Raw genomic sequence first — 12,026 nt, 5'->3', positions numbered from 1 at the left:
CGTACCTGTCCACTTGCGGCCGAGCCGCAGCGTGCCCGGCTGTCGGCCTGGTACGGACGTTGCGCCGGGTGATGGCCGACCTGATGGCACGGCTCGGGGTGGAGAGCCGGTTCCAGGCGGGGATCACTGCGGCGAAGATGGGGTTGTTGGACTAGGGCCTCCTCCATCTCCTTCGGTTCATCGCAGCGGCGCCCTCCTCCGCCTTGCAGCTGCACGCACCAGACCCCGCAAACCCGCCCGCCGCACACGCCGCTTCTGACTGAATCGGTTGTACGGCGGGCCCGCAGTCCGTCAGACCGGCTCGACGCGCGAGTCACTCATCGAAGGAGTCCTTGAGCCTGACCGGGACGAAGATAGGCTGGTTCTCGTTGTGGTTGGGGTCGCCTTCGTTGCCCCCTCGCCTGTAATAGGCCATCTTCATTCCGACGCTGAGCGGAAGATTGTGCCGATTCGGGGAGTTCTGGGAGTAGGTGGGCTCGGTGAACTCGTCGCTGGGGTTGGTGTATGTCCCCGTGACGATCATGACGTGGTCTTGCACGCCGTCCGGCACTTCCGTGTCCCAGTCCGTGAAGATCAGGTCGCCTGGCTCAAGTTCCCAGATGGCGAAGTCAGGATCGCCAGGCCCCGTGGTGGGATCTGCCGGCGGCCAGAAGTTCCGCTCCCACCCCCGGTACTTGACGGTGAGGTCGAAGAGCCAATTGGCCCTGGTCCACGTCTTGGAGAACGTGTAGGGCCCGTTGAGGTTGTCGTCCCAGTTGTCGGGGTCGTCCCGGTCCACGCCGTACCGCCTGGTCCAGCCGCCGGCGAGCAGAGACTGGGAGACGAAGTTCGCGCAGTTCGCGGTACCCAGATCTTCGTACTCCGGGTTCCGCGCGAAAGACACTGGATGGTTCCCCCTGCTGCTCTTGTACACCTCCGACCACCTGAGCGCGTAGGCGACCGCCGCGTCGCGGTCGTAGGAATGGGCCGCCATGGTGCTCACACCATCAGCCGTCTCCGACGCGGCAGTTGACGTCGCGGCCGCCTTCGGGGCCGCCGTACTCGGGGTCGGGACGTAAGCCGCCTTGGTGACGGTCCACGTGCGGTTCTCCCGCTCCAAGGTCACCACGTAGGTGTCACTCAGGCTCGAAGTGCCGAGCGATGCGTCATTCCAGCTCAGGAACGTGCCGGACGTGAGGGTCACGGTGGCCGTATTGCCCTCGAACTCGACCGTCGCGTCATCGACGAAGCCGGTGTCAACCTCGGTGGCGTGCAGAGCATCCGCCCCTTCGGCCGCGAACACGGCCGGGCCGGCGGCGAAGGCCTCCGGCTGAGTCGCGACCTTCGCCCCTTCCTTCTTGATGGCGGCCATCCCGTCACCCGGCCCCTGAGGGTCCTTCCAGCCCTGGTCCCGCGCGGCGAGATACTCCTGCGCCAGTCTCAGCACCAGGCGCCTGCGCTGACCGAGCGTCACCGTGATGTCGAGGAACTTGCCACCCAGCCCGAGATTGAGATCAAGTTCCCCATCCAGGCCGCCTGTTCCAGACAGTGCGCGGGCCGGCGCCATGGGTAACGCCATTGCTGTGGCCAGTCCGAATGTGACCAAGGCCCGTCTCTTGCGATCCGTCATCTCTGATGCCTCTCCTGATCTTCGGGCACCGTCCCCGCGTAGCGGACTCGGCCCCTTGAGAGACACCGGTCATGCACACCTCGCGCCACAGGACCCCCCGTCACTGCCTTCGGACACAGCCTGCCCTGTTGCGTACAGAACAGGAGGATCCTGACTCCGTGCCCTTCTGTGAAACAAGAGCGCCATAGGTCGGAAAGTATGGAGAAATCGTAAGCATCGACCGCGCAAATGGAGGCGTCCGCATCGCTTCTGCCGCCCAGGAGTGCCCTTCGGATCAGGCCGGATCCGGACGGGCGGCCCAGGCCCCGGCGGATGCTGACCGTTCGGTAGACGTAGTGGGCCCGGTCGTCGACAGGGTTGTCCGGCTCCAGATCGCCCTCGGCGACCCGGCGTAGTCCGGCCTTCTCCAGCGCCCGCCAGGATGCTCGGTTGGCCGCCGGCACCGGCACCAGGACACAGGGCGCGTCAGGGTGGTCGTTCCAGGTCGCCTGGATGACTGATCGGATCATCTGTGGACCGAGCCCTCGGCCGACCTGTTGTGGCTCTCCGATCAGGTAGTCGATGGTCATTGCCCCGGGAGGCACCTCGACCAGGGCGGCGAGCTCAGCCAGGTATGCGGGGTAGTCGGACAGACGGCAACGCTGAACCAAGCCGATCGGGCGGTCGCCGAGGTGGACGAGAAGGTCCTCCGAAGGTTCCTCGCCCTTGGCGGCGGGGCCGAAGTCCCGTGACACCGCCTCGAGCGAGGTCTCATGGTTCCACCAACGGGCCACGTGCGGCTGCTCCAGCCAGGACATCAGCAACGGGAAGTCGCGCTCAGCGAGCCGACGCCAGGTCATCATCGGGAGGCCTCCAACGGCGGGACACAGAGCAGGGCGAAAGCCTCACAGCCATCAGCCTGTACGGCAAGGATGGTCGAAGTCGGCCGCGCCCTCGGGCCGGAGCTCGTGGATGGTTCAACAGGCGCCGATCCACGCCCAGTTGAGGCGGCCCCGCCGCACCGTGCTCGGGTCTGAAACCGTGTGGCTTCTGCCGAGTGAGCGGATCTAGAGTCGGTCCGCCGGGACTGCTCGGCACCCCTCACCGCGCCTGAGCGGAAACGGGCTCACCGGCGGCGCGGCATGGCTGACCGGATCAACAGGCAGGAGCGAGCGACATGGCTGCGTCACGGGCCCCTCTGACCCGGGACAGTCTGCGAGTGAGGATTGTCGTGCAGAAGGTGCGGCTTGCAGGTACGGAATACCGTGTGATCCGGCCGGCTGGACCGCTGAAGAACGGGGCGCTCTACAAGGGGCGCGACCACTATGAGATGTACGTGGACCGAACGGACGGCAGACGCATTGGCACCCTGTGGCTGCTCGCAGCGCGGTCGCCGCGATCGTTGGTCTACCTGCCGATGCGTACCGCTCCGGCCGTAGGCGTCGGCGAGGAAGGCGGGCAGCCACTCGACCTCGTGCTGGCTCCCCGTACAGCGCAGTTTCGCCCTTCGCGCTGGAAGCGAATCCGGGAGCATCTCAACACGGGGAACACCGTCCGTGAGCTCCACACCGCCAGTGTGCCGGAGCGAGACCTTCCTGACCTCGATGCCGACTACATCATTCCGGACAGCCCGAAGGAGGCGGATGGATTCCTCCTTCGCAAGAATATCTACGCCGAGACGCTGTTACTGACCGGCGGGAGCGCAGCCTTCCGGGAAGGAGCCAAGGAGATATTCGCCGTCACAAAGTACGGACCCCCCGAAGCCGCTACCCATCTCTACATCCCCGGAGCCTGCAATTATCACGTTTGCCGACCCCTTTACGACTGGGGCTTGGACACACCAAAAATGCGCAACTGGGAACAACTGCATGTGGAGTTCAGCCCATCATGGGCAAGATGACGACGGTCGGGCAACGGCACTCCCGCCGCGCGGCAGAGGGATGAAGCGATGACATTGCGTTCCGATGTGGCCGAGTTGCTGGCGGAGGTCGGCATCCTCGACGTGGACATCGACGAAGCCCTTGCCGACGAGCACGTCCGGACGGCCGCGTATCTACGCGTCATCGAGGTGACCGCTGACTCGCCGAGCCGCGACCGGGACCGCGGAATCGTGGCCACGATTCTGCGTGACCCCAACGATCTGGGGGCCAAGAGGGCGGTGGTCGAGCTCGTGGACGCGATCGCGATGAGGGCGGCGACCGGTCCCGCCGAGTTCCGGCAGTGGTCGGACCAACTGCTGCCGGAGATCGACCAGTTCAAGGCTGAGGGGTCCCGCGAGTTCATCCGCCGACGTATCCGCGACTGGCTGTTCTACCTCTCCGTCGAGGACGGTCACGTGCCGACAGCGGCCGAACTGGCGGAGGTCACGGACTGGATGCAGCGCTTCCTCGCCGAGCATGCGACGTCCCCGGCGGTCCTCGCCCTGGTCGCCGAGTCGGCCAACACCAGGAAGACACGGAACATCGCGAAGAACCGGCCCGGGTTCTCCACGGTCCAGGGCTGAGGCCGTCCAGAGCTGAGGCCGTCCTCCCGGCGACCGGCGCACCTGTCCGCTTGCGGCCACGCCGGAGCGTGCCGTACCGCCCCTCTGGTGGCTGCCTGGGGCGCGCGTCACGATGGTGGCCCGGCAAGCTGCAGTGAGTCTGGAGCCCTCGTGTTCGACCCCGCATTCCTCAAGTCCCTGACGGGGACACCGATGCGGGTCCGGTGTGCTGTTCTGCCCGTCGCGCCGCCGCACGGCCGGGCCGCCGACGAGGGGCGTGCGTGGTCCGTGCTGCGGGTGACGCTGCGCAACGCGGGCAGCGCCGGACGCGGCGAGGCGACCCTGCTGCCGTATCTCGACGCGCATACCCCCGACGTCGTACGTGGCCAACTCGGCGCCGCCCGCGACCGGTTGGAGCGGATGATCAGCCCCGTGGAGCTCGAAGGGCTGCTGCCCCCCGGACCGCTGCGCAGCGCCCTCGACGCCGCCCTGTGGGACCTGCTCGCCAAGCGCAGCGGGCAGCGCGCCTGGCAGTTGCTCGGCGTGCCGCGGCCCCGCCCCGTGCCGGCCGTACTCACCGTGCCGTTGGTCGAACACCCGCGTCTGGAAGTGGAGTTGAAGGACAGCGACGCCTTCGGCTCGCTCAAGCTGAAGCTCGGCGCCGGTGCCATCGAGGACGACCTGGCGCGGCTCGACGCGGTGCGCCGCCACCGGCCCGACGCGTGGCTGATGGCCGACGCGGACGGGGCCTGGGACGTGGACCGGCTGCGCACCATGCTGCCGGTGCTGCACGCGCACGGCGTCCGGCTGCTCGAACAGCCGCTGCCGGAAGGGGAGTCGGGCGCGCTCGCGGCGCTGCGTCGGCCGTTCCCGATCATCGCCGACCTGGCGTACGGGGAGGGCGGTGACATCGGGCGCCTGGTGTCGCGGTACGACGGCATCAACCTCAAACCGGACGCCGTGGGCGGACTCACCGCGACCCTCGACATCATGCGGCAGGCCGACCAGCGCGGCCTGTCGGTGCTGCTCGGCGCCCCGCCGGCGACCCTGCGCTCCTGGGCGGCGGCGCTGCATGTCGCGGCGGGCGCGGACCAGGTCAACTTCTCGCGGTGGCTGCGCGTCCCGGGCGAGCCGGTGGCCGAACAGGACGATGCGGACGGGGTGTTGGCCCCGCCCGCTCCGTCCCTGTGGGGATAGGGCCCCACGCTTCGCACGGTCCTCTCAACCCCAGATCAGGTCGTCCGTCGTGTACGTGCCCGCCGTCGTGCGGGTCGTGGAGGCATCGGCGCCGGCGCCGGCGTTGGCGTTGCTCGCGAGGGCGGCCGTGCCGGCCAGGGCGGTGGCGGCGGCGCCGAGCGCGCACAGGCGGACGAACTTGGCGGCGATACCGGTGGAGCCGAGAGAGCCGAGAGAGGTGGTCAGCATGATCGTGATTCCTTCTTCCGTGACGAATACAAAGAGCAGGGCGCGGTCTGGTCGCGCTTTCCAGGGAACCTTTGCATTCCACCTCCACCTTCGGGCAAGGGTGGAGCTGACCCAACTGTGCCGTGTCCCGGACCGGCCACTCCCGCTGTATCTGTAATTCAAGAAAGATGTGCTCGACCCATCCGGGTCATGGCCCTGACCGGCCACGGCGCCCGGCTCGCCACACCGTCGAATCGACCTAGTCTCCAGGGTGTTGAGCTGCGAGAGCAGCATCGACCCAGGAAGGGGACCTGATGACAGAGACGGCAGCTTCACGCCGGATATCCATTTTCGACACCACGCTCCGGGACGGCGAGCAGGCGCCCGGAAACGCGATGAATCCACGGCAGAAACTCGATATCGCGCTGAGAATAGAAGCACTCGGCGCGGACTTCATCGAAGCGGGATTTCCGGCCTCCTCGCCCAGCGAGTTCGAGGCCACCCGGCTTATTTCGCGGAACCTGACATCGGCCCGGTTCACCACGTTCTGCCGGGCCGTACGGGCCGATGTGGACACCGCCGTCCGAGCGGGCGGCACCGACCGCCACCAGGTGCAGATCATGGCCACCGGCAGCGACATGCACCTGCTGCACAAGCGCGGCATCAGCCGTCAGCAGGCCGTCGACGAGGTCGCCGACACCGTCGCCCACGCCCACGCCCTCGGTGTCGAGGCCGTGTCCGTCGGCATCGAGGACGCCAGCCGCGGCGAGGACGAGCTGCTGCGCGGCATCGCGCTCGGCGCCGTCGAGGCCGGTGCCACCTGCTTCGTGGTCGCCGACACCTCCGGGTGCAACCTGCCGCAGGAGTACGCGGCCCTCATCACGAGGTTCCGCGGCTGGCTGCCCGACGCGATCCGTATCGCCACCCACTGCCACAACGACTTCGGGCTCTCCCTGGCCAACGCGGTCGCGGGCATCGAGGCCGGCGCGGACGAGGTGCAGGCCACCCTCGGCGGCATCGGCGAGCGCGCCGGCAACACCCCCCTTGAGGAGCTCGCCGCGCTGCTCACGTACAAGGGCGAGGTCCTCGGGATGCACACGGACATCGACGTGTCCGCGATGTACGAGGCGTACACGGCGCTGCGCCGGGTCATCGGCCTGGAGGAGCCCCGTAACAAGGCGATCTTCGGGACGTACGCCTTCGGCACGGCGGCCGGTATCCACCAGCAGGGCATGCTGCTGCACCCCGCGACGTACGAGTACGTGGAGCCCGCCCGGTTCGGCCGCGAGCGCTCCCTGCTGATCGGCCGGCACTCGGGCCGTGCCGTGCTGCGGCACATCCTCGACGAGCTGGACATCACGGTCAGCGACACGGAGCTGACCGAGCTGTACCGGACGCACATCGCCGAGCGCGCGGGCGGCGACTGCGAGGACATCTCGGTCCTCAAGGACCGCCTCGCCGGGCAGTTGCTCGGTGCGGCCCTGCCGGCCGCTGCGTGAGAACCCTCCGGGCCGGGGCCGACACCTGTCGGCCCCGGCCCGCTCGTCGCCGCGAGGTGGACGGCGAGGTGGCTACGGAACGGAGACCCAGGTGGAGATGACCGTGCGGAACGCCGCGGACGGCGGGGTGCTGCTGTACGAGCGGGAACGCCCCGACGTGTACGTCCTGCTCGCCGACGCCGACCCGGTGTCCCGGCACGTCCTGGCGTCCGCCCTCGACAGCGCGGACGGGATCGAGGTGCTCGGCACGGCCGACAGCGGCGAGCCCTTGCACCGCTGGCCGCTGAGCGGCGTGGACGTCGTCGTACTCGCCGACGCCTCCCGGGCCCAACCCGACCCGGTGGCCGCCGAGTTGGTGCACAAGGGCCTGCGGGTGCTGCTGCTCGGCACCGGCTGGACCGGCCGCACGCTCGCGGCCGCGCTCGCCGCGGGCTGTGTCGGCGCCCTGGTCAAGGACCCGGAGATCGGCCGGCTCGCGGCTGCCGTACGGGCGGCGGCGGCCGGATACGTGGTGGTGTCACCCGAACTCGTCGGCCTGTGGACGCCGCAGGCGCACGCGGCCGCGCCCCGCAGGGAGCGCGGCGACCGCTCGGTCGGCGTGCTGCTTCGCTCGCTCACGGAGCGGGAGCGCGAGGTGCTCACCCTGCTCGCGGAGGGCCTGTCCACGAACGAGACGGCCCGCCGCCTCAAGGTCACGTCGGCGACGGTCAAGAGCCATGTCTCGCACGCCCTGACCAAACTGTCGGTCCGCAACCGCCTGGAGGCCGTGCTGCTGATGCGCCAGGCCCTGGACGGGGACCGGCCCCCGTGGTCGTGAGAGGTACACAGGGTCCAGCCGACGGCGGCCCGGGGGTCGGGGTGGCCGCCGTCGGCTGGAAGTCATGGGCGGGCCGGGTCAGTCGCCCACGCGGCCGCGCACACCGTCGAGCCAGCGGTCCGCGTGCTGCTCGGCGGCGGCCGCGTCCCGGAAGGCGTAGGTCTTCAGCAGCCAGCGGCGGCGGGCCCGCGCCGGGTCGTTGATCTCCATCTTGTCGCGGCTGTGCAGCCCGTCCTGGTTGGCGAAGGTGAACAGGTCACCGGTGCGGATACGGTGCCGGGTCTTGTCCGCGCGCACCATCGCGTTCTTCAGGGCGAGCAGCGCGTCCTTGGCGGACTCGGGGGCGCCCGGCGCGGCCGTGGTGCAGGTGTCCAGGTAGCGGAAACTGTGGTGGTTCTCCAGGATCGGGTGCACCTCGGACACCGTCAGGTCCTCGTTGTTGTCCCGTGAGAACACATCGAACGGCGTGATGAACTGCGCTTCCCTGAGCTGGAGTTGGTCCTCCTCGCTGAGGTGCGCGAGGAGGTCGCGGCCGTCCACGAAGCCGGTGTAGACGAAGTCGCCGTCGGGGCAGCGCATGCCGAGCAGCGAGATGAAGTCGGCGCGCACCGGGTGCGCCGTACGGTCGTTGTGGTAGACGAGCTCGCTGTCGCTGAAGCCGGTCTGCATCCCGCTGTAGCGGTTGATGGCGACGACGTCGGTGAAGAAGTCGCCGTTGAACCGCGTCGCGTAGGACAGCAGCGGGGTCTCGACGAGCTGGGCGAACAGCTCGAGGAACGCCTCGCCGACGAAGGTCTTCTTCTTCGCGTGCTTGTCCGCCACCGGGTCGTCCAGGTCGAGCTCCGGAATCTCCTCGTCCAGCGGGCAGTTGCGCAGCACATGCGCGTCACCGGCACCGCTGCGACGGTCGTCCCTGATCCGCGCGCACACATCGGCGAAGAACGCGGGCACCTCACCCCGCGCCACCACGTCACCGACGGCACGCGAGAAGTCCTCGTAGTCCTCGTACGGGCTCTTGCCCACGGAGTGCAGAACGGCGGCGAGCTGCTCGCGCTCGGCATCGGAGAGTACGTAGATCGGTTCCATGGCCTTGAGCATCGCGGCCGGTGGGGCCCCGTACATCGGCTGTTGGAGGAGCGGGCGGTGGCCGTGTACGCCAAGGGTGAGCTGTGGCTCCGCCAAAGGTGGAGCCCGGCCCGCGCCGTGTGCCTCAGTCCGACAGCACAAGCCCCAAAGACCGCTCCAACCCCACCGCCCCCTCGTCCGTCAGATGCACGACGCGCGGGCTCGCGCCCCAGCGCACCCAGCCCAGGTCGAAGAGGCGGGCCGTGAGGACCGCGCCGAGGCCGCCGGCGAGGTGGTGCTGGTGTTCGCTCCAGTCGACGCAGTAGCGGACCGCGGGGCGGCGGGGCGGCAACTGGTCGGTGTCGACGCCGAGTTCGGCGAGCTGGACGCGGCCCTCGTCGGTGAGTTCGTAGTGGATGTCGCGGCCGTACGCGGACGGCCGGTCCCGTACCGCCTCCTTCGGGCGGTGGATGCCGTCGTGTCCGGTCAGGACGTGCCGTTCGAGCAGGGTCCGCATCAGGGCGACGCCGAGCTGCCCCGCCAGGTGGTCGTAGCAGGTACGGGAGCGGTGCAGGGCGTTGGTGCGGTTGCTCTGCTTGAGCGAGGTGATCGCGAGCGGCGGGGCGATCAGGGCCAGGGACTCCAGGGCGGCGCTCACGTCGGGGCCCGCCAGGCGGTAGTAGCGGTGCCGGCCCTGCTCCTTCACGGTGACGAGCTCGCCCTCGACGAGCTTGGCGAGATGCGCGCTGGCCGTGGCCGCTCCGACCCCCGCCTCCCCGGCGAGCGCGCTGGCGGGCAGGGCACGCCCGTCGGCCAGGCACTTCAGGATGCGGGCGCGCGAGGGGTCGGCGATCAGGGCCGCGGCGCGGGCGATGTCGGTCTGCCGTTTGAGCGGCTCGCCCTGCCGGTCGGCTCCCGTGGGGGCACCGGCCTGTCCCTTGCGGTCACCGGGCTGTCCCTTGGCGCTACTGGCTTTCGGCATGATCACAGCGTACGACATCGACACTTCGACGCCCAGCGAAGTGTCTGGCGCCAATGATCGTTCCATGACCACCACGGAGATCACCCCCAGCGCGCAGCGGACGGCCCCGCAGCCGTCGGCCCCTGCCCCCGAGACGGGCAAGCGCACCAAGCCCGCGCTCGCCCTGCCCCCGCTGATCGCTCTCAGCCTCGGCTACTTCCTGGTGATGCTCGACGTCACCGTCGTCAACGTCGCCATCCCCGACATCCGCACCTCCCTGGACACCGGCGCCGCCGCGCTCCAGTGGATCGTCGACGGCTACAGCACAGTCTTCGCCGGACTGCTGCTCCTCGGCGGCGGCCTCGCCGACCGGCTCGGGCACCGCCGGATGTTCCTCACCGGACTCGGCGTCTTCAGCGCCGCCTCGCTCGCCTGCGGCCTCGCCGCCACCCCCGGCACGCTGATCGCCGGCCGGCTCGCCCAGGGCGCGGGCGCCGCGCTGCTCGTGCCCGCGTCCCTCGCACTGCTCCAGGCCACCTACCCGGACCGCGCGGTACGGGCCAGGGCCATCGCCATCTGGGGCGCCGTCGCCTCGGTCGCCTTCGGCGCCGGGCCCGCCGTCGGCGGACTGCTCATCTCCGGCTCCGACTGGCGCGCCGTGTTCTGGCTGAACCTGCCGGTCGCCGCCCTCGCCGTATACCTGACCATGCGTCACATCCCGGCGTCCGTACGCAAGTCGGCCGCCCGCAAGATGGACCCGATCGGCCAGATCCTCGGCATCGTCGGTCTCGTCGCCCTGGCCGGCGGCCTCAACGAGGCCGGTACGCAGGGCTGGACCTCGCCGCTCGTCGTCACCGCGTTCACCGTCGGCGTCGCCGCGCTGCTCGCCTTCGCCCTGGTGGAGCGCACCCTGGAGCGCCGCGAGACGCAGGGCCGCACCGAGCGTTCGCCGCTGCTCCCGCCGTCCCTGTTCCGCTCCGGCGCCTTCACCTCGACCGCCGCGATCGGCCTGCTCATCAGCCTCGGCTACTACGGCATGCTCTTCCTCACCACCCTCTACTTCCAGCAGGAGCGCGGCTTCAGCGTCCTGGCCACCGGTCTCGCCCTGCTGCCCTCGGTGTGCATGGGCCTGGTCGCCGCCCCGCTGTTCAGCCGTATCGCCGCCCGCACCGGCCCGTACGTCCCGATGGCCGCCGGCCTGATCCTCGGCACCGTGGGCTTCCTCGGCTGGCTGCTCGCCCGGCCCGACACCCCGTACCCGGTGCTCCTCTTCGCCCTGGTCGCCACCGGTCTCGGCCAGACCATGACCGCCCTCGCCGCCACCGCCGCCATCATCGAGTCCGCCCCCGCGTCCGGCGCGGGCATCGCCTCCGCCGTCTTCAACGTCTCCCGGCAGGTCGGCAGCGCCGTCGGCGTGGCCCTGTTCGGCACCTTCGCCGCGGCCGCCACCGACTTCACCTCGGGCCTGCGCCTCTCGGCCGGTATCGCCGCCGTGGCCTTCGCGACCGGTGCGGTGCTCGCCCTCTCGGTACGGCGCCGCGCGGCCCGCAGCGCGGCCTGACGCCCCCATCGAAATCTCCGATGGGCGCATCGAAATGCCTGATCAGGCACCTGATCGAACCCTTGGTCAAGCGCCGGAACGAGTGGATAGAGTGCCCGCCATGGCGACTCCAGAAAGGCTGATCGAGGCCACCCGCGAACTGCTCTGGGAGCGGGGCTACGTCGGCACCAGCCCCAAGGCGATCCAGGAGCGCTCCGGCGTCGGCGTCGGCAGCATGTACCACCACTTCGACGGCAAGGCCGGCCTCGCCCTCGCGGCGATGGAGCGCAGCGCGCAAGAGCTGAAGGACGCGGCCGAGGCCCACTTCTCCGGCCCCGGCACGGCGACCCGGCGCATCGCGTCGTACCTGCTGCGCGAGCGCGACGTACTGCGCGGATGCCCCATCGGCCGGCTCACGATGGACTTCGACGTCATCGAGGAGGACCGCCTCCGCGCCCCCCTCGACGCCCTCTTCGCCTGGCTCCGCGCCCGGCTCGCGGACCTGGTCGCCGAGGGCCAGACGGCCGGCGACATCGCCCCCGGACTCGACCCGCAGGCCGTCGGCGCGATGCTCGCCGCGGTGGTGCAGGGCGGGTACGTGGTGGCCCGCTCGGCGGAGTCGGCGGAGCCGTTCGACGCGGCGGTTCGGGGGGCGTTGCAGCTTCTCGGG

General features: G+C 69.9%; 12 protein-coding genes. 7 read left to right on the top strand and 5 right to left on the bottom strand.

All coding sequences use genetic code 11. From position 1 onward, the window contains the following. Window positions 1–313: 313 nt before the first annotated feature. Window positions 314–1,609 (bottom strand): amidase domain-containing protein, encoded by a 1,296-nt coding sequence (locus GUY60_RS25245; protein ID WP_161701703.1) that lies wholly within the window; start codon window positions 1,607–1,609, stop codon window positions 314–316. After that, window positions 1,606–2,451 carry a GNAT family N-acetyltransferase gene (locus GUY60_RS25240; RefSeq protein WP_161701701.1) on the bottom strand — a complete coding sequence of 282 codons (846 nt, stop codon included), beginning with the start codon at window positions 2,449–2,451 and terminating at the stop codon, window positions 1,606–1,608. Before GUY60_RS25240 ends, GUY60_RS25245 begins: the two co-directional genes overlap by 4 nt. A gap of 356 nt (window positions 2,452–2,807) precedes the next feature. Here GUY60_RS25240 and GUY60_RS25235 point away from each other — a divergent pair, with 356 nt between their 5' ends. The 3 genes from GUY60_RS25235 (at window position 2,808) to GUY60_RS25225 (ending at window position 5,267) form a co-directional block, all read left to right on the top strand. Next, on the top strand, window positions 2,808–3,488 hold the full coding sequence (locus GUY60_RS25235) for a hypothetical protein (RefSeq protein WP_312866416.1): 681 nt from the start codon (window positions 2,808–2,810) through the stop codon (window positions 3,486–3,488). A 48-nt stretch (window positions 3,489–3,536) separates the two neighbouring features. Beyond that, the gene (locus GUY60_RS25230; RefSeq protein ID WP_161701697.1) at window positions 3,537–4,091 is read left to right on the top strand and encodes a hypothetical protein; all 555 of its coding nucleotides are present in this window, start codon (window positions 3,537–3,539) and stop codon (window positions 4,089–4,091) included. A 150-nt stretch (window positions 4,092–4,241) separates the two neighbouring features. Beyond that, on the top strand, window positions 4,242–5,267 hold the full coding sequence (locus tag GUY60_RS25225) for an enolase C-terminal domain-like protein (RefSeq protein ID WP_161701695.1): 1,026 nt from the start codon (window positions 4,242–4,244) through the stop codon (window positions 5,265–5,267). A gap of 24 nt (window positions 5,268–5,291) precedes the next feature. Here the strand turns inward: GUY60_RS25225 and GUY60_RS25220 are convergent, their stop codons facing one another. Further along, window positions 5,292–5,495 (bottom strand): hypothetical protein, encoded by a 204-nt coding sequence (locus GUY60_RS25220; RefSeq protein WP_161701693.1) that lies wholly within the window; start codon window positions 5,493–5,495, stop codon window positions 5,292–5,294. Between the two features lie 293 nt (window positions 5,496–5,788). On the opposite strand from GUY60_RS25220, the gene GUY60_RS25215 reads away from it, so the two are divergent. Together GUY60_RS25215 and GUY60_RS25210 are read left to right on the top strand one after the other, a co-directional pair. After that, window positions 5,789–6,973 carry a LeuA family protein gene (locus GUY60_RS25215; RefSeq protein WP_161701691.1) on the top strand — a complete coding sequence of 395 codons (1,185 nt, stop codon included), beginning with the start codon at window positions 5,789–5,791 and terminating at the stop codon, window positions 6,971–6,973. A gap of 97 nt (window positions 6,974–7,070) precedes the next feature. After that, entirely contained in the window at window positions 7,071–7,790 is a 720-nt protein-coding gene (locus GUY60_RS25210; RefSeq protein ID WP_246235617.1) for a response regulator transcription factor, read from the top strand. A 78-nt stretch (window positions 7,791–7,868) separates the two neighbouring features. Here GUY60_RS25210 and GUY60_RS25205 read toward each other — a convergent pair whose 3' ends face one another. Continuing rightward, window positions 7,869–8,876 carry a TauD/TfdA family dioxygenase gene (locus GUY60_RS25205; RefSeq protein WP_161701686.1) on the bottom strand — a complete coding sequence of 336 codons (1,008 nt, stop codon included), beginning with the start codon at window positions 8,874–8,876 and terminating at the stop codon, window positions 7,869–7,871. 124 nt (window positions 8,877–9,000) lie between these two features. Then, window positions 9,001–9,837 carry an ArsR/SmtB family transcription factor gene (locus GUY60_RS25200; RefSeq protein ID WP_161701684.1) on the bottom strand — a complete coding sequence of 279 codons (837 nt, stop codon included), beginning with the start codon at window positions 9,835–9,837 and terminating at the stop codon, window positions 9,001–9,003. Between the two features lie 64 nt (window positions 9,838–9,901). Between GUY60_RS25200 and GUY60_RS25195 the strand changes: the two genes are divergently transcribed. Together GUY60_RS25195 and GUY60_RS25190 are read left to right on the top strand one after the other, a co-directional pair. Continuing rightward, complete coding sequence (locus GUY60_RS25195; RefSeq protein ID WP_161701682.1) at window positions 9,902–11,377, top strand: MFS transporter; 1,476 nt, start codon at window positions 9,902–9,904, stop codon at window positions 11,375–11,377. A gap of 100 nt (window positions 11,378–11,477) precedes the next feature. Further along, window positions 11,478–12,026, top strand: a 549-nt coding sequence (locus tag GUY60_RS25190) for a TetR/AcrR family transcriptional regulator (RefSeq protein WP_161701680.1), incomplete at its 3' end; no start/stop codon positions are given.

Origin of the sequence: Streptomyces boluensis (assembly GCF_009908195.1) — a bacterium.
GTDB classification, from domain to species: Bacteria; Actinomycetota; Actinomycetes; order Streptomycetales; family Streptomycetaceae; genus Streptomyces; species Streptomyces boluensis.
Note: the sequence above shows the minus strand (reverse complement) of the source record. Positions and strands in the feature narration are given on the sequence as shown.

Bases quoted from the DNA above. Each gene is read 5' to 3' on its own strand.
- GUY60_RS25210 (WP_246235617.1), top strand. From the start codon at position 7,071: ATGACCGTGCGGAACGCCGCGGACGGCGGGGTGCTGCTGTACGAGCGG.
- GUY60_RS25230 (WP_161701697.1), top strand. From the start codon at position 3,537: ATGACATTGCGTTCCGATGTGGCCGAGTTGCTGGCGGAGGTCGGCATC.
- GUY60_RS25220 (WP_161701693.1), bottom strand. From the start codon at position 5,495: ATGCTGACCACCTCTCTCGGCTCTCTCGGCTCCACCGGTATCGCCGCC.
- GUY60_RS25195 (WP_161701682.1), top strand. From the start codon at position 9,902: ATGACCACCACGGAGATCACCCCCAGCGCGCAGCGGACGGCCCCGCAG.
- GUY60_RS25240 (WP_161701701.1), bottom strand. From the start codon at position 2,451: ATGATGACCTGGCGTCGGCTCGCTGAGCGCGACTTCCCGTTGCTGATG.
- GUY60_RS25215 (WP_161701691.1), top strand. From the start codon at position 5,789: ATGACAGAGACGGCAGCTTCACGCCGGATATCCATTTTCGACACCACG.
- GUY60_RS25245 (WP_161701703.1), bottom strand. From the start codon at position 1,609: ATGACGGATCGCAAGAGACGGGCCTTGGTCACATTCGGACTGGCCACA.
- GUY60_RS25205 (WP_161701686.1), bottom strand. From the start codon at position 8,876: ATGGAACCGATCTACGTACTCTCCGATGCCGAGCGCGAGCAGCTCGCC.
- GUY60_RS25200 (WP_161701684.1), bottom strand. From the start codon at position 9,837: ATGCCGAAAGCCAGTAGCGCCAAGGGACAGCCCGGTGACCGCAAGGGA.